The sequence below is a fragment of the Paenibacillus sp. FSL K6-2862 genome, assembly GCF_038005125.1.
Classification (GTDB): domain Bacteria; phylum Bacillota; class Bacilli; order Paenibacillales; family Paenibacillaceae; genus Paenibacillus; species Paenibacillus illinoisensis_A.
This window is the reverse complement of sequence record NZ_JBBOSN010000001.1, coordinates 59,401-84,186: the sequence shown is the minus strand read 5'-3', so window position 1 is coordinate 84,186 and position 24,786 is coordinate 59,401. Positions and strand designations below refer to the sequence as shown.

The following is a 24,786-nucleotide window of genomic DNA, read 5'->3' as shown; positions in this document are numbered from 1 at the left end:
GTGTTATAATTCACATATGCCTAAAATAGTAGATCATGACAAACAGCGACTCCTTGTCGCTGAAGCAGCTTGGCGCATTATACGCAGAGATGGCATGGAGCAAGCATCTGTCCGAAATATTGCCGAAGAAGCGGGTATATCTGCCGGTTCAATGCGTCACTATTTCTCAACTCAATCCGAATTACTCCTATATGCAATGAATTTGGTATCCGAAAGGGTATCAAATCGAATTAAGCAGATGTCGTTCAACGGTTCTCCTATGGAGAATATGAAACTTCTACTGCTCGAATTCATGCCTAACACGGACGAAAAAATGGCTGAAATGGAGGTGTGGTTTGCTTTTACAGCCAAGTCCAAAACTGATCCGGCTCTCAAAGCACTCGCTGACAAGGTTTATGATGAAATCAGACAAGCCATAGCCACGGTAATCACGTACATTGTTAAACTTAATCTCTCACGAGCTAACCTCAATGAAGAACTGGAGATAGAGCGTCTCTACGCCCTGGTGGACGGACTGTCCATTCACGCCGTACTCAGACCGGATCAGATGACCTATGAAATTATGGAAAATGCTCTTTCTCTACATCTCGCAGCATTGTGTCGTGCAGAAGAATAAAAGCTTTTTACTGTTTTATTACAACTAGACTTAACGAAAGATTGAACAACAGAAGACATGCCCATAAAACAAAAAAACCGTCAGACGTTTTGAGTCCACTTCCTGTTATTGCAGGAGGTAGACCGCTGTCTGACGGTTTTTCTCTATCCGATAATAATCCGGCCTTCCGGATGACGATACAACTTCTTCTCTTTACGCGGACGAAGCGCATACGCAATGGTTAATGGTCCGATCCGGCCAACAAACATCGTAAAACAGATAATCAATTTTCCTATATCCGTTAATTCATGAGTCACCCCTACGGACAGACCCACTGTCCCTATTGCTGAAGCTGCTTCAAACATCAAAGGCAGGAATGGTGCATCTTCGGTTGTAAGCAGGAGCATGACCACAATCATGAAGATGATTAACGAGACCATAATGATGGTCAATGCCCTCATGAGCAGTTCTTTGGGAACACGAGAACGGAAAAACACTATATCCTTATTCCCGCGGATCATGGCATATACCGCTCCAATCATAATCAGGAACGTCGTTGTCTTGATTCCGCCACCGGTTGAACCCGGTGAAGCTCCAATAAACATGAGCAGGATGAAGAAAAACTGAGTCGCCTGTCTCATCTCCGTTATATCAATCGAGCTTGTTCCAGACGATCTTGTAGACACAGACTGGAAGATGGAAGCATAGATTTTCTCAGGCCAGGTCAGTGAAGCAAGTGTATGTCCATTAGTGAATTCAAAGATAAATACCACAAGGGCTCCAATACCAATCAGCGCACCAGACACGGAAAGTACCAGCTTCGACTGAAGCGACAAACGACGACGTTTATGAAACTCAAACAGGTCATTCAGAACCACAAAGCCGAGTCCACCAGATATAACGAGCACAGATGCAGTCAGGTTAAACAACAGGTCCCCGGTATAATGCTGAAAGCTGTTGCCAAACAGGTCAAATCCACCGTTATTAAACAGGGAAACCGAGTGAAATATCCCATAGTAGGCTGCTTGTCCCAGAGGCATTTCGGCTGCCCAGCGCAAAGCCAGGATCACAGCAGCCACACCCTCAATCGTGAAGGAAAAGATCAGTACCTTACGGATAATGCGCACAATACCTTCCATGCTGTCTGCATTAATGGCCTCTTTCAGAAGCAGTCTGTCTTTGAGGGATATCCGTTTACCCAGGACAAGTGCAAACAGCGTTGCAATGGTCATGAAGCCGAGTCCGCCAAGCTGCATGAGTACCATGATGACAATCTGTCCAAACAGATTAAACGTCGTTCCTACATCCACAACGACCAGTCCGGTCACACATGCTGCTGAAGTCGCCGTAAATAACGCATCAATGAACGCCAGATGTTCACCGCTTCGGTTCGAAATAGGCAGCATCAGCAGAATGGTACCAATAGAGATAATCAGCAGGAAACCGCCAACCAAAATAAGCGGGGGTGACAGAAATTTGGCAATGTGAAGCCTGAATTTCATGAAGGGCACCTCTTTTAACATAATACAATCTGTAGTCAGATCAAAACGAACCAAGGAGCCTTGGAAAGCGTCCTATGTAAACCTAAAGAGGAACTTGCCCCAGCATGATACTGAATGGCAGGTTCCTCTTCTATTATGAACGTGTAATACGTTCCTTATTATTCTTGCGTACGTGGACGCATGTGAGGGAAGAGCAGTACGTCACGAATGGACGGTGAGTTGGTCAACAACATGATCAGACGATCGATCCCGATACCCAATCCGCCTGTTGGCGGCATTCCGTATTCGAGTGCACGAATGAAGTCGTCATCCATTTCGTGCGCTTCATCATTCCCGTGTTCTTTCTCCAGCAGTTGTGCTTCAAAGCGTTGACGCTGATCAATTGGATCATTCAACTCGGTGAAGGCATTCGCGTGCTCACGTCCAACGATAAATAGCTCGAAGCGGTCTGTGAAACGCGGATCTGCATCACTTTTCTTCGCCAGCGGAGAAATCTCAACCGGGTGTCCCATAATAAACGTTGGCTGAATTAGTGTTTCTTCAACAAACTGTTCGAAGAATGCATTCAAAATGTGGCCAAACGTCATATGCGGCTCAACTGGAACCTTATGCTCTTTGGCCAGCTGGTGAGCTTCTTCATCTGTCATTTGCACGGAGAAGTCCACACCAACGACTTCCTTAACCGCATCCACCATCGTTACACGGCGCCATTGCGGAGTAAGATCTACTTGGTAGTCAGCATATTGGATCACTTGTGTTCCAAGCACTTCCTGCGCAATATGAGCAACCAGATTTTCGGTCAATTGCATGATATCTTTATAGTCGGCATAAGCCTCATACAGCTCAATCATCGTGAATTCAGGGTTGTGACGAGTTGACATCCCTTCATTCCGATAGACACGGCCGATTTCATACACTTTTTCGAGTCCACCTACAATCAGACGTTTCAAGTGAAGCTCAATCGCAATACGCATGTACAGCTCCATGTCGAGCGCATTATGATGCGTAATGAACGGACGTGCAGCCGCACCACCAGCGATGCTGTGCAGTGTAGGAGTTTCCACTTCAAGATAGCCAAGGGAATCCAAGTAGCGGCGCATCGACTGAATGATTTTGGAACGTGTAATAAAGGTCTGTTGTACTTCTGGATTCATGATCAGGTCCACATAGCGCTGACGATAACGCAGCTCTACATCGGTGAGACCATGGTATTTATCCGGAAGCGGGTACAGCGACTTGGACAGCACTTCCAAATCTTTTACTTTAACCGACGTTTCACCGGTTTTGGTCTTGAAGACTACACCGCTAACTCCAACGATATCGCCAAGGTCCAGCAGGCTGAAAGCCGCAAACTTGTCCTCAGCTACCGTATCCTGACGAACATAGATCTGGATTCTGCCGCTCAGGTCCTGAATATGCGCAAAGCTTGCCTTACCCATTCCCCGCTTCGCCATAATCCGTCCGGCAATACTGACTTCGATCTGCTTCTCTTCCAGCTCTTCCTTGGTCAGTGTTTCATACTTCTTCAGAATAGAACCGGCTTCTTCGGTACGTACGTATTTTTGGCCAAAAGGGTCGATTCCCAATTTGCGGAGCTCGTCCAATTTGTCGCGGCGAATTTGCAAAAGCTCGCTGAGTTCGGTTTCCTGATTCAAGACTTCATCCGTCATGATCTATATTCATCTCCTTATTTACATTGCAGACATCCTCAGATGTGTTCTTCCTCAAATGTTGAAAAAAGCTTCCCTAAGGAAGCTTTTGTCTCCGTGCCCGACTGCTTCATTACAATACTAACTATTGCTTCTTAATATCTACAATTTTATATTGAATTACGCCAGCTGGTACGCTTACGTCAACAACGGTGCCTTTTTTCTTACCCAAAATGGCTTTTCCAACAGGGCTTTCGTTCGATATTTTGTTCTGAAGCGGATTGGATTCCGCGGTACCTACAATTGTGTACTCTGTAATGTCTCCGAATTCCAGATCTTCTACAGTTACGGTTGCACCTACGCTTACCGCATCGGTATCGATTTCATCGCTGTTGATGATCCGCGCATTCCGGAGCATTTTCTCCAGAGTGATGATACGACCTTCAATGAAGGCTTGTTCATTCTTCGCGTCTTCGTATTCGGAGTTTTCACTGATATCGCCATACCCGATGGCTACTTTGATCCGTTCAGCCACTTCGCGGCGCTTAACCGATTTCAGTGTTTCCAGTTCTTCTTCCAGCTTCTTGAGTCCCTCTTGTGTAAGGATAACTTCCTTATCGCTCATCTCAACCGATTCTCCTGTCATGGGAATAATTTGATTGCACGGGAACGGAACCAATGCTGAATACAGAGCTCCGACCGCATATATCTTCAAAACTATATGAAGTTCTCCAGAGAAACAGAACGTTCCTCCTGATGCACTAGCCTTATAACACACATGGCGAATTTATACTGTGAAATTATAGGGGAACGATCTCGAAAAGTCAATGTTACGCCCCTTATATTTGTAAACGTTTTACAGGACAGGATCAGGATGCATTTTCGGCTACCGCTGATTCCGCATCAACGTACTCTTCATTTTGAATCTGGCCTACAAAGTTCTCCAGAATCTGTACCATCTGATCACGTTTGGTTCCTTCCATAATCACGTCCTTGATGCGTGCAGAGCCTTTCAATCCTTTCAGGTACCAAGCCAGATGTTTACGCATCTCCTTAACCGCTACGGCCTCATTCTTCAAAGCAATCAGACGGTCCATATGGAGAATGGCAACACGGATTTTCTCTTCTGCACCCGGATCAGGAAGCAATTCCCCGGAACTCAGGTATTGAATAGTACGATACAGCATCCATGGATTACCCAGTGCAGCTCGGCCGATCATGACCCCATCACAGCCCGTTTCGTCCAGCATGCGACGTGCATCTTCCGGTGAAGATACATCTCCGTTCCCGATCACCGGGATGGAGACTGCTTCTTTTACATTTTTGATATGGGACCAGTCAGCCGTTCCTGTATAGAGCTGCTCACGTGTACGGCCATGCACACTTACAGCCTGACCTCCAGCACGTTCTACCGCGAGTGCATTTTCAACGACGAAAATGTGCTCGTTATCCCAGCCGATACGCATCTTGACGGTCACAGGCTTCTCGACTGCGTCCACTACAGCGGATACCATATCATAGATTTTGTTCGGATCAAGCAACCAGCGCGCTCCTGCATCACAGTTCGTTACTTTTGGCACAGGGCATCCCATGTTGATGTCAATGATATCTGCGTTGGTTTCTTTGTCTACAATCTTGGCTGCTTCTACAAGCGCTTCACGGTCTCCACCAAAAATCTGCAGGCTCAGCGGTTTCTCCCGCTCATCTACAAACAGCATCTCACGTGTACGCTTGTTGCCATGCACGATGGCTTTGCCACTTACCATTTCCGCACATACAAGCCCTGTTCCGAATTCTTTTGCAATCAGGCGAAAAGCCGGATTACACACGCCAGCCATCGGCGCAAGTACGACCTGATTTTTCATTTCAATGCCACCGATTTTCAGCATTTCTGTGTTTCTCTCCTTCTGAATACCGCAGACTCTTACAAGAGTCCCGGTCATGTTGTGCTATATACAATCAACGATTAACGATATGTGTCTTCATAAAACACGTTATATACTCATGAGTGACTATAGTGAATGAACTCTACTTACCCTGCATTTCTTCAACGCTGATGTTCAGCACGCTCGCAATGCGCTCCAGCTCTTGTTCGGATACCTTACGGTTCCCCCGTTCAATCGTTCCCAGAATAGCAAGCGATATGCCAGTACCAGCTGCAAGTTCCTGTTGCGTTAAACCTTTCAGCTTCCGAAAGGCCCGGATGCGGCTCGCCAGTTGCACGTTTTCCAAAGCTGTATTCCATCCTTTCCATCCAGTACAGACAACGATGAGTGTACATAGGTATACAAGCCTGAAGGCTCGCCTTCAGGTACGATATCTGACAATGGAACAAGCACAAATGCCCGTTCGCCCATCCGCGGATGTGGTAATTGAAGCAATTCGGTATCCCGACTCTGCCCATTCATCCAGAGCAAATCGAGATCTACTGTTCGAGGACCCCAGCGAATATCGCGGACTCGTCCAAGCCGATTCTCGACGTCCAGCAATTCGGTCAGGAGCTGCTCGGGAGTAAGACGCGTCTGTACTGCAGCAGCCATATTCAGAAACGAGGGCTGATCCACATAACCTACAGGCTCTGTCTCATATAGCGATGAACAACGAAGGACTTCTATATCAGGATGTGCATCGAGTAACGTCAGCGCTTCAAGCAGCGTCTGTTCCCGGTCACCTAAATTGGCCCCTAAAGCAATATAAGCCTCTGAATATTCAGAGGTCGAATGTGCAGTCATGATCGGTTCTCACTTTCTTGTGCGGCGAAGCTCTACCGTTACGCCCTCAAAATGAATATCAAACGGTGGATGCGGCTTCGTCACCTTAACTGTCAAAGCATTGATAATAGTATAAGTGTCCAGTAACGAAGATGCAATATGTTCGCCCAAAGCTTCAATTAACTGGAATGATTTGTTTTCCACAATATGTTTCACAAGTTCATGAATTTCGGCGTAATTAACGGTCTTGGTCAGATCATCTGTACGCCCAGCTTCCCCAAGATCCATATCCAATTCGAGATCTATGTAGTAGCGCTGTCCGAGCTTCCGCTCTTCTGCAAAAACACCATGATATCCGTAATATTCCATCCGATGCAGTACCATTCTATCCATAGGATTCGCCCGCCTTCTATATAATTTAGATTGTGTGTTACTACTCGTTCGTTACCTCGTGCAAAACGCTACGCTTCTAGAGCGGGTCAATCGGACCCGCTAGGTTATTTCCTCCGTAGACCCGGAGAGGCATACAACATGGCATCACACATGTCCGCCGTCCGCCGGATCGGCTTCACATCATGAACTCGAACCATCTGGCAGCCTTGGGCGATGCCAAATGCAACTGTTGCTGCCGTCCCTTCTACTGCATCATTCGCCTGCACTTGAAGGGTGTTCTGAATGAATCGCTTGCGTGAAGTAGCCAGCAGAACCGGATACCCCATCTCGTTAAGAAGTCCAAGAGAAGACATCAGCGTCAGATTCTCGGTCAGATCCTTCACGAAGCCAATACCCGGGTCGAGAATAATCTGATCCGGATGCACTCCGGCATCCAAGGCAATTTGAATGCTTTCCTGCAGATCCTGAACCACATCATCGAGATAACTTGTGTAATCCCGCTCGGGTCTATTGTGCATCAAAATGATTGGACATCCCAGATCCGCAGCTGTGCGGGCCATATCCGGGTCTGCCTTGGCTCCCCATACATCGTTAATAATGTGAGCACCGGCTAGGATAGCCTTCCGTGCAACTTCCGCCTTATAGGTATCTACGGATATTGGAATATGCGGAGCCTGGAGCTGCAATGCTTCGATCACAGGTATGATTCGGCTGAGCTCTTCCTCGGCACTGACGGTCTCCGACCCCGGGCGTGTGGATTCGCCTCCGATATCAATCAGATCTGCTCCATCCTCCATCATCTGTATCGCATGGGCAACTGCCAGATCTACCTGATTGTAGCGTCCTCCATCGGAGAAGGAATCCGGCGTAACATTAAGGATGCCCATGATCTGTGTCCGTGTACCAAGCTTGAGTTCAGCTGGCCCCCATGAATAGTTCCGTTCGTAAATGACTGGTGTGAGTGTCATGAAGTATACCCCGCTTTCTGACGGTACATACCCAGAAGTGCTGCTGTAACCGGGCCGATATGTCCGTTACTGATTATCGTTTCGTTTCCGTTCTGTCCTCGTAAAGTCGTAACCGGCACAAGCTCTGCTACCGAGCCTGTCAGGAATATCTCATCTGCTTCCTGCAGCTCATTCCAGGTATACAAGCCCTCTGCACTGGCTAATCCCATATCAGCTGCAAGTTCCAGAACTGCTGCTCGAGTGATGCCTGGTAATATCCCCGTCTCGATAGATGGTGTATGGAGAACACCCTGCCTCACCCAGAATACATTGCTGACAATGCCTTCAGCCACATGGCCTTCCCGGGTCAGCTGCAGGCCTTCCGCCCCTTGAGCAGGCTTACCGTATCCGTTCAATTCCCGTTTGGCCAGGATGCTGTTCATGTATTGCAGTGATTTGAAGCGTATATTCCCTTCAGGTGTGTTGCGAACCGTCGATAAGCACTGAAGCATTCTGCCCTTCTCGTATAAGGATGGAGAGAGCTCAGGTAATGCTTTTGCAAATACAATATGATTGGGTCGATCATAATCCCCCGAGGGCAATCCTAGCGCTGCTTCACCTGCTGAAACCGTGTATCGTACGTACGCATCTCGAAGTGCGTTTGCCTGCAGCAGACAATTGATCCATTCCTTCAGTTCCTCTACTGTCGTAGTAAATGGGATTCCAAGCTCCGCACAACCTGCGGCCATTCGTTCCAGATGGCGTTCCAGCAAGAAGGGGACGCCTTGATAAGTCCGAAAAGTCTCGAACAGGCCCAGTCCGTACAAAAAGCCGTGATCCGTTACCGGAACCACGGCTGCCGCCATATGAACCACATTTCCGTTTATCGCGGCGTACTGCATTCCTATACCTTCACCTTCTGGGACAGAAAGTTACGCAGCATCTGATGCCCATGATCTGTAATGATCGATTCAGGATGAAACTGCACACCCTCAATGGCAAACTCCTTATGGCGCAATCCCATAATTTCACCTTCTGCCGTCTCGGCTGTGATCTCCAGACAATCCGGCAAACTGCTGCGCTCTACAATAAGGGAGTGATAGCGGGTTGCCGTAAACGGGGAAGGCAGTCCGGCAAAGACAGACGTTCCATGATGATGCATTTCCGAGGTTTTGCCATGCATCATGCGATCTGCACGAATAACGTTGCCTCCAAAAGCCTGTCCAATGGCTTGGTGTCCCAGGCAAACGCCAAAGATCGGAATACTACCCTTGAAATGATCGATGACAGCCAGACTGATGCCTGCTTCATTCGGAGTACAAGGTCCAGGAGAGATCAAAATATGATCAGGTGCCAATGCCTCAATGCCTGCCAAGTCAATCTCATCATTCCGGCGAACCTCCACCGTCTCTCCCAGCTCACCCAGATATTGAACCAGGTTATATGTGAAGGAGTCGTAATTGTCGATAACCAGTATCATATTCTTGTTCCTCCTCTTCTTCCGTCATGTAATGACGGTTGCTTCAATTAGTATAGTTTGACTGCTTCCGCTTGCTCACTGTAGTTCACGGCCCTCATCATGGCTCTTGCCTTATTCCGGCACTCCTTGTATTCCCGATACGGATCAGAGTCAATAACAATGCCTGCGCCCGCTTGAACATAGCCGACTCCATCCTTGATGGCAAGCGTTCGGATGACGATGTTCAGCTCCATATTCCCACTGTAGTCCATCCACCCGATCGATCCTGTATAGGGACCTCTCCGCACAGGCTCAAGTTCCTCAATAATTTCCATGGTCCTTACTTTGGGAGCCCCGGTAATCGTTCCACCAGGGAAGGTGGCTGCAATGACATTGAAAACGGATAGACCATCGGCAAGTCTCCCCTCGACTTGGGAAACCAGATGCATAACATGCGAATACTTCTCGATGGTCATCAGTTCGGGTACATGAACTGATCCATAGGCTGCAATGCGCCCAATATCATTGCGCTCCAGATCAACCAGCATAATATGCTCTGCCCGTTCCTTCTCACTGTTCAACAGCTCAGCGGCCATGGCTTCATCCTCGGCTGCGTCACGACCTCTTCTCCGGGTGCCCGCAATCGGGCGTGCACTTACCTTGCCGTTATCCACTTTGACAAGAAGCTCCGGTGAACCACTCACCAGTTGAAAGTCTGGACTGCGAAGCATTCCCATATACGGCGATGGGTTCACAAGACGCAGCCATTCGTATATATGCTCGGCAGTGGACTGGAGTTGCTTTTCCTGCCGCAGCGAAAGGTTCACTTGGAACACATCACCCTGCCGGATATATTCCTGTACGGTGCGTACAGCCTGTTCGAAATCCTGTTGGGGAAATGATGTCTGCCATCCTTCCGTTTCCCTGTCCGCCTCTTCCTGCTTCTGCGCCAGCTGCATGTGCCTGCTGCGATGCTCCAATGCTTGCTGCTGCTCCTCTGCCTGAGCATAGCCCACAATATGCAGCCACCGCTGCCGCATGGCTTCAGCTCGCTCTTCAGCTTCTGCATACAAGACTTGAAGGTGTGCCTCGTCCGATTCAGCTCTTAGCGGCAGATGGACCATGCAGTACAGTGCCTCTTGTTCATTGTCATATGCCCAAAGCTCTTCAAAACGCATCCACCAGTAGTCAGGCAAAGCGGGATTGTCTTCAGCGAGCGTTGGCAGCTTCTCCAGTGATCTGGCTACGTCATAGCTGAGGTAACCTGCACTCCCCCCACCAAAATCAGGAGCCTCACTCACTTTAGGGGCAGTGTACGGAGCTGACCACCTTTTTAACACATCCAGCGGTTTACCCGTATCTGTGGACGTCAATCCTTTTTTCAGATCATAGATGACCGCTTCATGTCCCTTGCCTGAAATAACGGATACCGGGTGCAATCCCAGAAATGTATATCTTCCGCCCTTCCCGTTCTCCAGCACCATGGAATAGGGCGATGCTTGGTGCCAAGCTGCTTCCCATGTTAACGGTAAACCGCCATGAACCGGTCCCTCATCCGACTTGATCATGTACGGCATCATGGTCCATCCTTGTCTGGCCCACTCTGTCCAGTCGGCGTATGTTGTCATCAGGTGTGTCATTTGCGGTTAGCCGCCCTCCATCTGTCGCTAGTTCTATTGTCTGATAGTATACTAAAGCACCGCATCTTTTAAAAGCATTCAGCAAAAAATCCCCCATACCCAGCATGTGGGTACGGAGGATTGATATCATTATGCTTACACCTAAGCTTCGAAGTTGTATAGTGGTGTGCTGAGGTAACGCTCTCCGTTACTTGGCACGATAACAACAACACGTTTGCCTGCACCCAGCTGTTTGGCTACTTGCAGACCTGCACGAATCGCTGCACCGGAAGAAATACCGGACAGAATGCCCTCTTCCTTCGCAACTTGACGAGCTGTTTCGAACGCATCATCATTCTCAATGTGAATGATCTCGTCATAGATTTCCTGATCCAAAATCTCAGGAATGAAGTTCGCACCGATTCCTTGAATTTTGTGAGGACCCGGCTTGCCGCCTGCCAAAATTGGAGACGCAGCTGGCTCTACAGCGACGATTTTGATCGAAGGGAAGGCTTCTTTCAATACTTCGCCTGTACCTGTAATTGTTCCGCCTGTACCAATCCCTGCAACAAAGGCATCCAATGTACCACCAACAGATTGAATCGCTTCAACGATCTCCGGACCTGTTGTTTCACGGTGGATTTTTACGTTTGCTTTATTCTTAAATTGCTCAGCCATGAAGTATGTTGGGTTTTCCTTAAGCAATTCTTCTGCTTTTTTGACAGCACCGTTCATTCCCTCGGATCCTGGCGTGAGCACCAGCTCAGAACCATAGGCACGAAGCAAGTTACGACGCTCCAAGCTCATCGTTTCAGGCATAACAATGACAGACTTGTAGCCTTTGGCTGCAGCTACCATTGCAAGACCAATTCCTGTGTTACCGCTAGTTGCTTCAATGATGGTATCACCTGGTTTCAGCTTGCCTTCTTTTTCCGCTTCTTCTACGATGCTGATCGCAATACGGTCCTTAACGCTCGAACCTGGATTCTGATACTCAAGTTTCACGAATACTTCAGCACTACCTTCAGGTACGATACGGTTGAGACGAACAAGCGGAGTACCTCCGATGAGTTCTGTTACGTTATTAACAACTTTAGCCATATGAATGCCCTCCTTAGTGGGATGAATAATACTTAAGTCCTGTTGCTTATATTGCGCGGCCGGAGCAGCCTCTTGATGTTATAGAAGAACTGCGGAAATCCTTTACTCCATCTGGCCCAAATGCATATCCATGGAACGGATCTGAGGTTTCCGAAGGTTTCTTAGGGTTAAACATTGCTTTTAATCCGAGTAAACGAGTAGGTATTTATTATTTTTATCTTATCAACGTTGCACGCCATTGTCAATATGAGTACTCAAAAAAATACTCTGTCCTGGGCCATAAGCCTGTAGACAGAGTATTTTTTATCACGGTGCAGCATCCCAAATAACTATCCACCGATCAGTGAAAATTAGGAAGCAGGAATTTCGGCGATAATCACGGCTTCATATTTATTGCGCAGCCTCTCTTCCACCTGAGGAAGTGGATCAGCCTGGCTCAGAGCCAGCTGCATCCGGATATCTTCACGTACCTCTTCTGCGGATTGAACCTGGGCATCCTGCTTATCGTTTAATTTGATAATGGCATATCCATCCTCGACCTGTACTGGCCCAGCAATATCACCAACATCCAATTGTTCAGCCAGGTTCATGACGTCTTCCGGCTGAAACGGATCATTCTGTTCAATCCAGCCAAGCCGCCCTCCAGCGTCACGGGTGAAGCTGTCTGTTGATTCTGCCTTTGCCATATCTTCGAAGTCTGCACCCTGCTCCAAATCATCCAGTAACGAATCGGCTTGCTCTTCATCTTCCACCATAATCATGGACAGATCGTATTTCTCGGGAGAGATGAAGTCCTCGCGATGCTCGTCCCAATAATGCTCAATGTCTGCATCCTTGACCTGAATGCCGCTCGTAGCGATTTTCTCCAATAAAAGCCGATAACCAGCTTCCAATTCAAGCTCTTGTCTCGTCAGGCCAAGCTGGGACTTCATCTCGTCAAAGTATGCCTGCTCCGAATCATAGCCATCCATCGCAACAGACAGTTCCTTCGCTATTTCCTCCGGAGTGACTGTAAGGTCGCGATCAACTGCCTCCGCATAAACCGCTTTGCGGTTCAGCATCTGAAGGAGCATATCGCTGCCATAACGCCGTTTCAGCGCATCGGTCCATTCCTTGTCCGTAATGACCTCTCCGTTAATTGTGGCAATGGCGCTTCCTTCCTCCTGACCTGTATCATGAGGTGCATCTGCATCATCCCGACCTGATCTCATACCCTGAACCACCATTACCGTCCCCATCACAAGCATGCCGAGCGTCAGGACAATTACAGCCGTCCACAGCCCTTTTTCCTGTCTCGTCATTCCGCGTCCCGTCCCCGCTTATATCAGTTCTTGGCTTGCTCTAGAATGGTCTCGAGTTGTTCTTTATTGAAATCATAAGCTTCATTGCAGAACTGGCACACTACTTCTGCTTTGCCTTCTTCTTCGATCAGCTGCTCCATTTCGTGCTGACCCAGACTGATCAACGTTTTTTCGACCCGTTCCCGGGAACACTGACAGCGGAAATGAATGTCCATGCCATCCATAACCTGTACATCCGGCAGTACACGCTTCAGCAATTCTTCCAGTTCAAGCCCTTGCTCCAGCAGCGTCGTCACAGCAGGCAACGTGCCGATAGCATTCTCAATTACGGTGATTTCATCGTCGGTCAGCCCAGGCAGCAGCTGTATAATGAATCCGCCGGAGACAATGACCGAATTGTCGGTATCTACAAGTACGCCAACGCCTACAGCAGAAGGTGTCTGCTCCGATTTGGCAAAATAGTATGTGAAGTCTTCGCCCAGCTCTCCCGAAACAATCGGTACACTGCCACGATAAGGTTCCTTCAGGCCAAGGTCCTTCGTTACATTCACGAAGCCTTCTGTGCCCACAACTCCTCTAACGTCAAGCTTACCCATACTGTTGCTTGGTAAATGCACATGCGGATTCGTCACATAGCCACGAACTTCCCCTTTGGCATTCGCATCGGCAACAATCTGCCCAATGGGACCGTCTCCCTTGACCTGAATGGTCAGCTTCTCTTCACCTTTAAGCATTGCACCCATGATGGCTGCAGTGGTTACCGTACGCCCCATGGCAGCTGTAGCCGTGGGAAACGTATCATGTCTTCTGCGCAATTCCTCAACCAACTCTGTTGTTTGGACAGCAAAGGCTCTAACCCGTCCTCCCATTGCTGTACCGCGAATCAAGCGGTCCTGTTTGTTGTTTTCCAAGTCACTCAGCCTCCTTTGGCGTATACTATAGTATCTCTGATACACGATATATAAATTGAATGTGATATCGTTCAACTTATAAATCCGTTCAATTTACAGAAAAAACGGCACAATACGTAAGACTGGTAAATCAGCCCGCTGCATGCCGTCTCTTTCCTTACCTTTCCCGGTTCCGCTCATAAATGATACGCAGCCCTTCCAGCGTAAGCAGCGGATCAACTTCCTCGATGCTGCGTGTTTCCTCCGCAATCAACGGTGCAAGCCCCCCGGTTGCAATAACTTTGGGCTGTACACCCATCTCTGTACGAATGCGATCAACAATTCCGTCGACCTGTCCAGCATAGCCATATATGATACCAGCCTGCATGGCATGCACCGTATTGCGTCCTATAACCTTCTTGGGCTTCTCCAGTTCGATGCGAGGCAGCTTGGATGCCCGCTCATAGAGCGCTTCAGTGGCAATATGAATGCCCGGTACGATGGCTCCCCCAAGGTAGTTGCCCTTCTCATCAATACAGTCGAAGGTCGTCGCAGTGCCAAAGTCAACAACCACAAGTGGACCACCGTATTTCTCAACGGCTGCCACTGCATTCACAATGCGATCTGCGCCTACCTCACGCGGGTTCTCGTACCTTAGGTTTAGGCCTGTTTTAATGCCAGGTCCCACAACCATTGGCTTTTTGCCAACATATTTTTCACACATCGTTTCCATCACATGCACAAGCGGAGGAACCACCGATGAGATGATGACTCCTTCAATGTCGCGTGTTGATATATCCGACATATGAAATAAATTATAAATCAATACGCCGTATTCATCCACTGTGGACTGACGGGACGTACTCAGACGAAAATGGTGGAGCAACGACCGGCCTTGGTACACGCCGAGTACAATATTACTGTTGCCCACGTCTACAACAAGAATCAAAGAGGTTCACCCCTCTTTCTTTTCGTTTAAATCTAGGCTGATATCAAGGCTCTCGAAAGAATAGGTTAACCTTCCAACCGAAATTACATCCACACCACTCTCGGCAATCCCCCGGATGGTATCCAGAGAGACATTACCTGATGCCTCCACCTTCACATGCGGAGCCTGTTTACGAATAACCGTAACAGCCTCACGCATCTGATCCGGATGCATATTGTCCAGCATAATGATATCCGCACCTGCCTGCAAGGCTTCGTTCACCTGGGTCAGATTCTCAGTCTCCACCTCAATAGTCATTGTATGAGGAATGACATCTCTTGCCCGCTTCACGGCTTCTGTGATGCCGCCTGCCCCTTTAATATGGTTATCCTTAATCATAACCGCATCGTACAATCCAAATCGGTGATTCGCCCCTCCACCGATCCGTACTGCATATTTTTCAAGCAAGCGGTGTCCAGGGGTTGTTTTACGTGTATCCACCAATCGTGTAGAGAGGCCCTCTAATGCATCAACATATGAACGTGTGCGCGTTGCAATCCCCGACATGCGCTGCAGCAGATTGAGCGCCAGACGCTCACCTGTAAGCAGACTGTGGGTGCTTCCTTCCACTTCTGCCAGCGTTGTTCCCCGAGTAACCTCATCTCCATCTTGTACCATCGGTCTAAATACGAGCGATGGGTCTACTACCTGAAATACCAGTTCAGCTACCGATATGCCTGCGATGAACCCGTGGTCTTTGGCGTGAATAACTGCCTTGGATTGATGGCCTGCAGGAATCGTCACACTCGTAGTGACATCCCCTGCCCCCACATCCTCGCGAAGCCAGTTTTTGATGGATTCGGTGAGTCCTTCATTATATCCGTTCAGTATCATGACATCAATTCCTCCACAATCGCTTGTTCTCTTTGCTGCAAACTATGCTTCTGCCAACCCGCATCATCACGAAGCGGGAAATCCTCACGGAAATGTGCTCCCCGACTCTCCTGACGATGTAATGCTCCACTGGTGACCAGCCAGGCACAGGTCAAAAGGTTGGCGTATTCCATCTCTTCCTTATGTGTCAGCAAATAATTGAAGATGTCCATTTCACTCTCCAGTTTATTCAAGGCACCCTGTAAGCCGGCACCGTTACGTCTCAGACCCACCTGACGGACCATCATCTTCTGCAAACGCAAACGCCGTTCCGAAATCGGCTGCTGCTCATTCCATTTTCTATTCCCGACACTATGCGGCGTAGGGGTTTCAATTTGAATTGAATTTAGCGGTGGCAGTGTTTGAATGCGTTCAACAATTCTGTGCCCAAATACAATGGCTTCAGACAATGAGTTACTCGCCAGACGATTGGCTCCGTGGACTCCCGTTGAGGAAACTTCACCACAAGCAAACAACCTTCCAATGCTGCTCTCCCCGTTCAAATCTGTTTTGACGCCACCCATCATATAGTGTGCTGCCGGAGCAACCGGAATCCAGTCTGTGGTCATATCCAGTCCGTACCGCATACATGTCTCATATATGGTAGGGAACCGGTGTTTGATTAACTCAGCCGATTCATGGGTGATATCCAGATACACAAATGTACTGTTCGTCGTCTCCATCTCACTAACAATTGCTCGTGCAACAACATCACGCGGAGCGAGTTCAAGCTGTGGATGATAACGTTCCATAAAACGCTCACCTTTGATATTTCGCAGAAACGCTCCTTCGCCCCGTACTGCTTCAGAAACCAAGAAGCGCGGAGCACCCGGATAACATAGGGAGGTCGGGTGGAATTGAATGAACTCCATATCGCGAATGACTGCACCTGCACGATATGCCATCGCAACACCGTCAGCTGTGGCAACCTCTGGGTTGGTTGTATAGCGGTACAATTGCCCTGCCCCACCGGAGCAGAGCACCGTAGCACGCGCTTTTACAAACACCTTGGTACCGTCAGACTTCTGAACCAATGCCCCTACACATTCACCGTGATCCGTGATCAAGTCGATGACAAAATGCTCATCCCAGACTTCAATACCTGAATGTGCACTTGCCTGAGCTGCAAGAGCCCTCACGATCTCGTATCCAGTCGCATCACCATTTGCATGCAAAATACGGCGGTGACTGTGCGCACCCTCCTGCGTCAACGCCAGCTCGCCGTTCTCCACATCAAACAATGTGCCCAGACGGATCAGTTCCTGTACTCCATCCGGGCCTTCGTTTACCAATGCTTCCACTGCCTCGCGGCGACACAGGCCCGCTCCAGCCACAAGTGTATCCTGCAGATGGTATGCAGGGGAATCATCCTCAGCGATTACCGCAGCGATGCCTCCTTGTGCATAGCGGGTATTGCTCTCCAGTAAGGACTTCTTCGTAATCATCAATATCTGATTATGTTTGCTTGCCCTGATGGCTGTATATAATCCGGCAATGCCAGAACCAATAACTAGTACATCCGTCTCCACAATGGGCAGCTGGGACAGATCAAAATCCACTATATATTGCGGTATCATCCTATTCACCTGTCTCGGAGCAAGAGTAGCGCATGCTACTTCACCAGTAACATGCGCTCTAGCGATTCTCTGGCTTTGTCGGCAACGGCCGGTGGTACATAAATTTCCGGCTTCATCGTTTCCAGGCATTTAACCAGTTTCTTCAGGTTGTTGACCTTCATGTTTGGACACACCAAGAACTTGGTGGCAAAATGAAACTGTTTATCCGGGCTATCCAGTCGCAGCTGGTACCCTGTACCATCTTCCGTACCCACGATAAATTCCTTGGCAGAAGAATTTTTACAGTATTCGAGAATTGCTGTCGTGCTGCCTACAAAGTCTCCCATCTCCACGACTTCCGGACGACATTCCGGGTGTACGACAAACTCGGCATTTGGATATTTGGCTCTCATCTCGACGACGTCTTTTACAGTCAGCATATCGTGAGTGTTGCAATACCCTTCCCAGATAATCATTTTTTTGTCTGTGTGCTGCTGAACATAATGTCCGAGGTTTTTATCCGGCACCCAGATAATCTCATCAGAATCAACAGATTGAATAACCCGGACTGCATTGGCCGATGTACAACAGATGTCGGTCTCCGCCTTGATCTCAGCCGAGGAATTGATATATGTCACTACTTTTGCATTAGGATGCTGCGCTTTCAGTTTACGCAGGCCCTCAACATTGACCATGTCTGCCATGGGGCATCCAGCACGTTCATCCGGAATGATAACCGTCTTGTTCGGGGCCAAAATCTTAGCGCTTTCACCCATAAAATGAACCCCGCAGAATACAATGACATCCGCATCCGTTTGTGCCGCTTTCTGTGCCAATAGGAATGAATCCCCACGGAAATCGGCTACTTCCTGCACTTCGTCACGTTGGTAATAATGAGCAAGAATAATAGCATTACGTTCCTTCTTCAACTCCATCAGCCGCGCTCGCAGCTCCCGGTTCATCTCAGCCTTGCGCTCTAAAGCCAGAGCTTCCACCTGTGATCCTCTCCTTTGACGGACGGCGCCATGCGCCGTTTCCTGTGACTATCTGCGTCGATATTTTCGCTTGAGAAACGAATCACAAGCGGTTTAACACCTAATGTACACAACGTTCACGACTCTGTCAATAAATGAAAAGGGCACAGAACAACACCCTAATCAACTGTTTCCTGCGTAGTTCGCGCTCTAGCTCGCAGTTATCATTATCTCTGCAATTTGAACAAAACGCACAAAAAAAGAGAGCCTCTCGGCTCTCTTTGATCTGTTCTCAGAATAGGTTCTGTTAGACATTAAGACGTTGGCTTCGTACCACCATCATCTGGATCATTACTGTTGCCTTTATCCAGATTCGGAGCATTGTTAGGGATATCTCCGGCAGGTGGTTCAGGTGTTTCGTCTTTGCCTTGAATGCGAACACGCACATCACCGATGTTATCGACGATTGGTTCTCCGCCTTCACTTGGCGTACCTTCGTTATCATTATCGCTCTCCGGTTTTGGAGTCAAGGAACCTGTCTCGATCAATTGTTTGATCTGATCCATCTCCAGTGTCTCCACTTCAAGCAATGTTTGAGCGATCAAGTGCATTTCTTTGGAATGTTTTACGAGCAAGTCCTTACATTTCTCGTAACATTCATTGATAAAGCGCTGCATTTCCTGATCGATCTCATAAGCGATGGAATCCGAGTAATTCTGTTCATGGCCGATATCCCGTCCAAGGAATACCTGTCCTTGTGAACTTCCGAATTGCATAGGTCCCAATTTTTCACTCATACCGTACTCCATTACCATGCTGCGAACAATACCTGTCGCTTGCTGGAAGTCACTGTATGCACCAGTACCAATTTCACCAATGAACAATTCTTCTGCCACACGACCCCCAAGGAGTCCTGTAACTTTGTCCAAGAGCTCTTGCTTGGTAACCAGCATACGGTCTTCTTTTGGCAACATGATTACATATCCACCCGCACGTCCGCGCGGAATGATGGTCACTTTATGTACCATATCGGCATGTTCCAGGAAGTATCCTACAATGGTATGGCCTGCTTCGTGATAAGCAACGATTCGTTTCTCACGATCACTGATGACACGGCTTTTCTTCTCCGTACCTACGATGACACGGTCAATCGCCTCGTCAACTTCTTTCATGGAAATGTCTCTCCGGTTACGGCGTGCCGCAAGCAATGCCGCTTCATTCAGGAGATTCTCGAGATCTGCACCAGAGAAGCCTGTTGTACGCTTCGCAATAATGTCCAGTTTCACATCTTTTGTGAGTGGTTTGTTGCGGGAGTGTACTTTCAGTACCGCTTCACGACCTTTTACATCAGGGCGGTCAACCGTAATTTGACGGTCAAAACGGCCCGGACGCAGCAAGGCAGGGTCCAGAATGTCTGCACGGTTCGTTGCAGCCACGATGATAATACCCTCGTTAGCTCCGAATCCGTCCATTTCAACGAGCAACTGGTTGAGCGTTTGTTCACGTTCATCGTGACCACCGCCAAGGCCAGCACCACGCTGACGACCTACAGCATCAATCTCGTCAATAAAGATGATACATGGGGCGTTTTTCTTTGCATTTTCGAACAAGTCACGTACACGGGATGCACCGACACCGACAAACATTTCGACGAAGTCAGAACCCGAGATACTGAAGAACGGCACACCCGCTTCACCTGCAACGGCACGAGCAAGCAACGTTTTACCAGTACCCGGAGGCCCCACGAGCAATACGCCCTTAGGAATCCGTGCACCTACAGCTGCGAATTTGCGAGGATCTTTGAGGAAGTCAACGACCTCAACAAGCTCCTGCTTCTCTTCGTCCGCACCTGCGACGTCTTCAAATGTAACCCGCTTCTTCTCTTCGTTATAGAGACGGGCACGGCTTTTACCAAAGTTCATTACTTTACCGCCGCCGCCTTGCGCCTGATTAAACAGGAAGAAGAACAGCAGGAACATAATGATCAAAGGAATAAAGGATGTCAGAAGTGTCAGCCAGATGCTGTCACCTCTCATTGGCTCCTGATTTAACTTGAAATTATTAGCTTCACTTGCCGCTACAAGCTCACTAATCGCTTCATCCGTAGGAGGAATGTACGTTGAGAAATTTTCTGATTTGGCTTCGCTAGGCTTCTCTCTATATTGACCGGTCACAAGAAAAGACTGACCGTCGAATTGAACCGTCAATTCCGAGATGTTGTTCGCCTTAACCGCCGTGCGCAACTGATCATATCTAGGATTATCTGTGGCTTCGCCGCCATTGCTGACGAACTGCACTATGCCCACCACGACTAAAAAAAGAATCAAATAAAAACCAGAATTCCGGATGAACCGATTCATCCCCTACCTCCTCTCGAGACACTTTAATTATTTTAACATAGCCCGACATGGCTTCTCAACAGAAGGCACGAGCAGAACTGGGCTTGGAACTAGCATGCTTATTAACTGCTGTATACTTCCGGTTTCAAAATCCCGATGTAAGGGAGATTTCGGTACTTCTCGGCATAATCCAAACCATATCCGACGATGAATGCGTCAGGAATGTCAAAGCCGGTGTAATGAGCTTCAAGCTCCACCTTGCGGCCTGAAGGTTTGTCAAAAAGCGTAACCACGCGCACCGATTCGGCACCGCGATTTTGAAGCAGTTCAATCAAATAGCTGAGCGTAAGTCCACTATCGATAATATCCTCGACAATGAGAACCTCACGGCCTTCAACCGAGACGTCGAGATCCTTGATGATCTTAACAACGCCTGACGATTTGGTCGATGCTCCATAACTTGATACTGCCATGAAATCCATTTCAACAGGTACCGTTATGTTTTTAACCAAATCAGCCATAAATATAAACGCACCCTTGAGCACACAAATGACCAAAGGATTGCGACCTGCGTATTCGGCACTTAGTGTTGCGCCTAATTCCTTGACTTTACTTTGAATTTCTTCTTCACTGATCAATACTTCCTGAATGTCGTTCTGCAACTGTGCGAACCTCCTAAGTTATACTATGAAAGCCTTACCTGAACCATAACCACTACCCCTGAATCGCTGAATTGCCTACAGTCATGTACAGGATGGCGGAAGTATCCTTCTTCACCGGTGCAATATTCGACCGGCGAACACCCGGCAACCAGACAATGTTGCCTGCTCCGTCACAAACCACGGGAATACGCGGACGGACAGAGGGTGGGATTTTTTCATCGATGAAAATATTTTTCACCTTTTTGCTTCCGTTTAATCCCATGACTTTCATGGTATCTCCAGGTAACCGTGAACGCACAACCAGCGGCATGAGCAATTGATCCGCATCAAATGCGGCCTGATCTGCCGTTTCCGGTACAAGATAGTCCTCGGGACTCATAGGAACGATCCGAAGATATCGGTCAATCTCCCTGAGTGAAAGCTCATAAGTTCCGTTCCATTGCACGAGACGATACTCGAAAGATTGATCCTGTACGTCTGTCCGTAAGCCAAAGGAAACCAGATCATACTCCCGGGTACAAGCGAGTGTCTGTCCTAAATCTAGGCTCCAGGTCTTCGCATAAGGCTCTATCACCTTGCGGCGAATGGTTTCGATACGGGTAAAGTCGACAAAATCACTGTCCAAAGGCAGATAATTCAATATTAGTTTAATCAACCTTCGTTGTAAAGCGACATGTAACTTCAAAAAGGAAGGCACCTCAAAGGTTTGCCTTCCGCCGTTCACCTGCACTAGACACCTGTATGCGTCATATGCACCTTGCTCCATGAAATCGTCTTCATCGCCCACAATTTCGGCAAGCCGATTCAAAGACGGCGTGAGCTGTCCATTATATTGCCCCAAATAAGGAAGCACATCCAAGCGAATGGCATTGCGCCGATATTTACGCTGGGAATTGCTTGCATCATTAAAGTACAGAAATCCCTGAGTATTACAAGCTTCTACAAGGTCTGTCTTGTTTATACGAAGACATGGGCGAATAAGTTCCACATTTTTTTCACGGCGTTTAAACTTCATTCCGGACAGTCCGGTTAACCCGCTGCCACGTAATAAATGAAGCATAACGGTCTCGGCCTGATCATCCGCATGATGTGCCAGAGCGATGCTTGCTGCACCATATTTGTCAGCTACCTCATGCAGAAATGCATACCGCCTATCGCGTGCAGCTTCCTGGGATCCCTTCCCTGTAAGCTTCATATAGGAAGGAATATCGGCCTTCACCCATTCAAAAGGAATGTTCAGCTGTGCTGCCATTTTTCCGACCATTTCGGCTTCTTCATCGGATTCTGCGCGGAATCCGTGATGCACATGAGCACAGACCAGCTCCAGCGGAACATGTCTTGTACTGATCTCATGCATAATATGCAAAAAAGCCACCGAGTCCGGTCCGCCCGATACAGCGACGATAATCCGATCCCCGGGAACCCATAACTGATGCTCTTCCGCTGCCTCCAGCACATGATTCACCAGCTCGTTCCAGCGTAAAGCCCCCATACCTGTTCCTCATTCCTTGCGTTATGTATATGCACCTATAAAAATTAAAAACGCAGTGCATAGATGAGTACCCCAATAAGTAATATAACGGATACAGCGAATGCATTTTTCAGCCAGCGTGGTGTAGTGCTTGATGAACGCCGGCGAAGAGGTGTAGGCCGGGCCATCATGTCTTTCCAGGCTTTGGCTGCTTGTCCGGCGTCCCGGAACTGTCCCCGAAGAGCCTGAATCGTCCAGTTACGAAACGGTCGCAGCCTTTCGCTTCGCTCCACCAGAGCCGTGAGCTGATTGACACTCCGCAGTTGTGGCAATCCTTCGGCAGCCAGCGCCTTGAGTGCTTCCCCCTCCAATACGTGAATCAGTAACAGAGCAAAAGCAAAAACATCGTAGGTGCCATCTGCTGTTCGGCTTCCGCCATTCCAGAAGCCCCTGTCATACCATTCGGTAAACTGTTTCACACTTCGCCCAATTGACGTTACTCCACCATAATCAATGAGCTCCACTTGACCATAATCGGATACCAGTACGTTCTGAGGCTTAAGATCACCAAACACCCATCCCGCCTGATGTAATTGTGCCAGCTTCTGCAAAAGTCTAAGCCCAACCAGCAGTGTCCAGTCCGTCCCTTGACGCCTGATGAAGTGGTGAAGAGCTTCACCCCGAACATAACGCATCACATAAAAGGGAATATCCCGTCCCTGAATGGCATAATCGTCCACATCCTTGAGATAGGAAGGAATACCACTCTGCTTCAGGGCCTCATGATTACGCTGTAGCTGAAACGATTTGAGCACATTGATCTCTGATTGCAGATCGAACGGATCAAATCCCATCTTAAGTGCATAGTGCTTGCCATTCTCACCCCGCTGGACAAGAAAAACGATGCCGTTGGCGCCTTTGCCCAGCAGCTTGCGAATCGTATAACGGCTGCGATTCCATTTCCCCGTAATTACTGTTCCTGGCGGGAAAGAGGCATCAGACAACGTTGTCACCGAGCATCCCTTCTCTTTCAATGCGATAGTTCCCTTCTATTTCCTGCTGTCCCTCCAGTGTACCATAACGGTAAAAATCAATCACCTTCTGAATCGCAGGACCTGTCGGGGTCGCACCCTTCATCTGCAGACGTCCAAACAGCGAACGGACACTGCCCAGATCCGATGTCCAGTTAATATCCATCACAGCCTCTTCTCCACTATGGCGGCCCGGGAAATGAAATACCGAGAGCTTGCTCTGCCCTACACGCGACTGCAAGCTCAACATCAAATCCCGGATTCCTTCTTCAACTGCAGCGAGCTTCGGCTTCATGCTTGCACTTACATCGATCAACAGGATCACCTGAAGAGGGCTCGTTTCAGCCAGGTTATCTATTACTTCTACTACCTGAGCACGCTGTGCAGGTTCAAGGTCCGTTACGGTTTTGGACACCTTCTCTCCCAAAATTTGTGTTAACTCTCTATTAACCGCCTGCTGAATGGTCTGAACCACTGTTTTCCTTGTCATCATCTGCATCGTATGGGCAAGCTGCCTTGTGCCGACAATCTGGCTGATCCCCCCTCCGGCTTTTGCAATATCCTCAATCTCCCGGCTGCCCAGTTCACCAATGGTTCCGTAATCGATCACACCAACTACATTGACCGTGATTCCCTCTTCACGGGCTTCCGCCGCTGCCAGTACCGGACTTGTACCTACATTAGAACAACCGTCGGTGATCAACAAGATCTGCTTCATCCGAAAT

At 48.5% G+C, this 24,786-nt stretch carries 24 protein-coding genes; 1 reads left to right on the top strand and 23 read right to left on the bottom strand.

Going from position 1 to position 24,786, the window contains the following annotated elements; all coding sequences use genetic code 11:
- Positions 1-16 precede the first annotated feature (16 nt).
- Positions 17-616 carry a TetR/AcrR family transcriptional regulator gene (locus MHB82_RS00390; RefSeq protein WP_341173555.1) on the top strand — a complete coding sequence of 200 codons (600 nt, stop codon included), beginning with the start codon at positions 17-19 and terminating at the stop codon, positions 614-616.
- 143 nt (positions 617-759) lie between these two features.
- Here the strand turns inward: MHB82_RS00390 and MHB82_RS00385 are convergent, their stop codons facing one another.
- From MHB82_RS00385 to MHB82_RS00275, 23 genes are all read right to left on the bottom strand, one after another.
- Complete coding sequence (locus MHB82_RS00385) at positions 760-2,097, bottom strand: TrkH family potassium uptake protein (protein ID WP_336784335.1); 1,338 nt, start codon at positions 2,095-2,097, stop codon at positions 760-762.
- Positions 2,098-2,255: 158 nt separating this feature from the next.
- Positions 2,256-3,767, bottom strand: a complete 1,512-nt coding sequence (lysS, locus tag MHB82_RS00380) for a lysine--tRNA ligase (RefSeq protein WP_095362230.1) — start codon at positions 3,765-3,767, stop codon at positions 2,256-2,258.
- 124 nt (positions 3,768-3,891) lie between these two features.
- Positions 3,892-4,371: a transcription elongation factor GreA gene (gene greA / locus MHB82_RS00375; protein WP_095293395.1), complete on the bottom strand. Its 480-nt coding sequence runs from the start codon at positions 4,369-4,371 to the stop codon at positions 3,892-3,894.
- 244 nt (positions 4,372-4,615) lie between these two features.
- On the bottom strand, positions 4,616-5,635 hold the full coding sequence (gene dusB, locus MHB82_RS00370) for a tRNA dihydrouridine synthase DusB (protein ID WP_095362231.1): 1,020 nt from the start codon (positions 5,633-5,635) through the stop codon (positions 4,616-4,618).
- Between the two features lie 139 nt (positions 5,636-5,774).
- Positions 5,775-5,978, bottom strand: coding sequence for a helix-turn-helix domain-containing protein (locus tag MHB82_RS00365; RefSeq protein WP_095293384.1), 204 nt, complete (start codon positions 5,976-5,978; stop codon positions 5,775-5,777).
- Positions 5,930-6,478, bottom strand: a complete 549-nt coding sequence (gene folK, locus MHB82_RS00360) for a 2-amino-4-hydroxy-6-hydroxymethyldihydropteridine diphosphokinase (RefSeq protein WP_341173554.1) — start codon at positions 6,476-6,478, stop codon at positions 5,930-5,932. The genes MHB82_RS00365 and folK overlap by 49 nt, the downstream gene beginning before the upstream one ends.
- A 9-nt stretch (positions 6,479-6,487) precedes the next feature.
- Positions 6,488-6,850, bottom strand: a complete 363-nt coding sequence (gene folB / locus MHB82_RS00355; protein ID WP_095362233.1) for a dihydroneopterin aldolase — start codon at positions 6,848-6,850, stop codon at positions 6,488-6,490.
- Between the two features lie 104 nt (positions 6,851-6,954).
- Positions 6,955-7,818 carry a dihydropteroate synthase gene (gene folP / locus MHB82_RS00350; protein ID WP_341173553.1) on the bottom strand — a complete coding sequence of 288 codons (864 nt, stop codon included), beginning with the start codon at positions 7,816-7,818 and terminating at the stop codon, positions 6,955-6,957.
- Positions 7,815-8,699: an aminotransferase class IV gene (locus MHB82_RS00345; protein ID WP_110756305.1), complete on the bottom strand. Its 885-nt coding sequence runs from the start codon at positions 8,697-8,699 to the stop codon at positions 7,815-7,817. Before MHB82_RS00345 ends, folP begins: the two co-directional genes overlap by 4 nt.
- A gap of 2 nt (positions 8,700-8,701) precedes the next feature.
- Positions 8,702-9,277, bottom strand: coding sequence for an aminodeoxychorismate/anthranilate synthase component II (gene pabA, locus MHB82_RS00340; RefSeq protein ID WP_095293379.1), 576 nt, complete (start codon positions 9,275-9,277; stop codon positions 8,702-8,704).
- A gap of 47 nt (positions 9,278-9,324) precedes the next feature.
- Complete coding sequence (locus MHB82_RS00335) at positions 9,325-10,896, bottom strand: anthranilate synthase component I family protein (RefSeq protein WP_341173552.1); 1,572 nt, start codon at positions 10,894-10,896, stop codon at positions 9,325-9,327.
- 141 nt (positions 10,897-11,037) lie between these two features.
- The gene (gene cysK / locus MHB82_RS00330) at positions 11,038-11,976 is read right to left on the bottom strand and encodes a cysteine synthase A (protein ID WP_095293377.1); all 939 of its coding nucleotides are present in this window, start codon (positions 11,974-11,976) and stop codon (positions 11,038-11,040) included.
- 350 nt (positions 11,977-12,326) lie between these two features.
- Positions 12,327-13,277: a peptidyl-prolyl cis-trans isomerase gene (locus tag MHB82_RS00325; RefSeq protein WP_095362238.1), complete on the bottom strand. Its 951-nt coding sequence runs from the start codon at positions 13,275-13,277 to the stop codon at positions 12,327-12,329.
- A 23-nt stretch (positions 13,278-13,300) separates the two neighbouring features.
- Complete coding sequence (gene hslO / locus MHB82_RS00320; protein WP_341173551.1) at positions 13,301-14,188, bottom strand: Hsp33 family molecular chaperone HslO; 888 nt, start codon at positions 14,186-14,188, stop codon at positions 13,301-13,303.
- A gap of 157 nt (positions 14,189-14,345) precedes the next feature.
- Positions 14,346-15,116 carry a type III pantothenate kinase gene (locus tag MHB82_RS00315; protein WP_095293374.1) on the bottom strand — a complete coding sequence of 257 codons (771 nt, stop codon included), beginning with the start codon at positions 15,114-15,116 and terminating at the stop codon, positions 14,346-14,348.
- 6 nt (positions 15,117-15,122) lie between these two features.
- A complete protein-coding gene (gene nadC / locus MHB82_RS00310) occupies positions 15,123-15,989 on the bottom strand; it encodes a carboxylating nicotinate-nucleotide diphosphorylase (protein WP_341173550.1) in 867 nt (288 codons plus the stop codon).
- Positions 15,986-17,605, bottom strand: a complete 1,620-nt coding sequence (gene nadB, locus MHB82_RS00305; RefSeq protein WP_341173549.1) for an L-aspartate oxidase — start codon at positions 17,603-17,605, stop codon at positions 15,986-15,988. Before nadB ends, nadC begins: the two co-directional genes overlap by 4 nt.
- Positions 17,606-17,640: 35 nt before the next feature.
- Positions 17,641-18,579, bottom strand: a complete 939-nt coding sequence (gene nadA / locus MHB82_RS00300) for a quinolinate synthase NadA (RefSeq protein WP_095362242.1) — start codon at positions 18,577-18,579, stop codon at positions 17,641-17,643.
- Positions 18,580-18,872: 293 nt separating this feature from the next.
- Positions 18,873-20,918, bottom strand: a complete 2,046-nt coding sequence (gene ftsH / locus MHB82_RS00295) for an ATP-dependent zinc metalloprotease FtsH (protein WP_341173548.1) — start codon at positions 20,916-20,918, stop codon at positions 18,873-18,875.
- Positions 20,919-21,019: 101 nt separating this feature from the next.
- Positions 21,020-21,559, bottom strand: coding sequence for a hypoxanthine phosphoribosyltransferase (gene hpt / locus MHB82_RS00290; RefSeq protein ID WP_095293369.1), 540 nt, complete (start codon positions 21,557-21,559; stop codon positions 21,020-21,022).
- 52 nt (positions 21,560-21,611) lie between these two features.
- Positions 21,612-23,051, bottom strand: coding sequence for a tRNA lysidine(34) synthetase TilS (tilS, locus tag MHB82_RS00285; RefSeq protein WP_341173547.1), 1,440 nt, complete (start codon positions 23,049-23,051; stop codon positions 21,612-21,614).
- 44 nt (positions 23,052-23,095) lie between these two features.
- A complete protein-coding gene (locus MHB82_RS00280) occupies positions 23,096-24,043 on the bottom strand; it encodes a serine/threonine protein kinase (RefSeq protein WP_095362245.1) in 948 nt (315 codons plus the stop codon).
- Positions 24,027-24,779: a VWA domain-containing protein gene (locus tag MHB82_RS00275; RefSeq protein WP_095362246.1), complete on the bottom strand. Its 753-nt coding sequence runs from the start codon at positions 24,777-24,779 to the stop codon at positions 24,027-24,029. The genes MHB82_RS00280 and MHB82_RS00275 overlap by 17 nt, the downstream gene beginning before the upstream one ends.
- Positions 24,780-24,786 lie beyond the last annotated feature (7 nt).

Bases quoted from the DNA above. Each gene is read 5' to 3' on its own strand.
- MHB82_RS00390 (WP_341173555.1), top strand. From the start codon at position 17: ATGCCTAAAATAGTAGATCATGACAAACAGCGACTCCTTGTCGCTGAA.
- MHB82_RS00385 (WP_336784335.1), bottom strand. From the start codon at position 2,097: ATGAAATTCAGGCTTCACATTGCCAAATTTCTGTCACCCCCGCTTATT.
- lysS (WP_095362230.1), bottom strand. From the start codon at position 3,767: ATGACGGATGAAGTCTTGAATCAGGAAACCGAACTCAGCGAGCTTTTG.
- greA (WP_095293395.1), bottom strand. From the start codon at position 4,371: ATGAGCGATAAGGAAGTTATCCTTACACAAGAGGGACTCAAGAAGCTG.
- dusB (WP_095362231.1), bottom strand. From the start codon at position 5,635: ATGCTGAAAATCGGTGGCATTGAAATGAAAAATCAGGTCGTACTTGCG.
- folK (WP_341173554.1), bottom strand. From the start codon at position 6,478: ATGACTGCACATTCGACCTCTGAATATTCAGAGGCTTATATTGCTTTA.
- folB (WP_095362233.1), bottom strand. From the start codon at position 6,850: ATGGATAGAATGGTACTGCATCGGATGGAATATTACGGATATCATGGT.
- folP (WP_341173553.1), bottom strand. From the start codon at position 7,818: ATGACACTCACACCAGTCATTTACGAACGGAACTATTCATGGGGGCCA.
- MHB82_RS00345 (WP_110756305.1), bottom strand. From the start codon at position 8,699: ATGCAGTACGCCGCGATAAACGGAAATGTGGTTCATATGGCGGCAGCC.
- pabA (WP_095293379.1), bottom strand. From the start codon at position 9,277: ATGATACTGGTTATCGACAATTACGACTCCTTCACATATAACCTGGTT.
- MHB82_RS00335 (WP_341173552.1), bottom strand. From the start codon at position 10,896: ATGACACACCTGATGACAACATACGCCGACTGGACAGAGTGGGCCAGA.
- cysK (WP_095293377.1), bottom strand. From the start codon at position 11,976: ATGGCTAAAGTTGTTAATAACGTAACAGAACTCATCGGAGGTACTCCG.
- MHB82_RS00325 (WP_095362238.1), bottom strand. From the start codon at position 13,277: ATGACGAGACAGGAAAAAGGGCTGTGGACGGCTGTAATTGTCCTGACG.
- nadC (WP_341173550.1), bottom strand. From the start codon at position 15,989: ATGATACTGAACGGATATAATGAAGGACTCACCGAATCCATCAAAAAC.
- nadB (WP_341173549.1), bottom strand. From the start codon at position 17,605: ATGATACCGCAATATATAGTGGATTTTGATCTGTCCCAGCTGCCCATT.
- ftsH (WP_341173548.1), bottom strand. From the start codon at position 20,918: ATGAATCGGTTCATCCGGAATTCTGGTTTTTATTTGATTCTTTTTTTA.
- tilS (WP_341173547.1), bottom strand. From the start codon at position 23,051: ATGGGGGCTTTACGCTGGAACGAGCTGGTGAATCATGTGCTGGAGGCA.
- MHB82_RS00275 (WP_095362246.1), bottom strand. From the start codon at position 24,779: ATGAAGCAGATCTTGTTGATCACCGACGGTTGTTCTAATGTAGGTACA.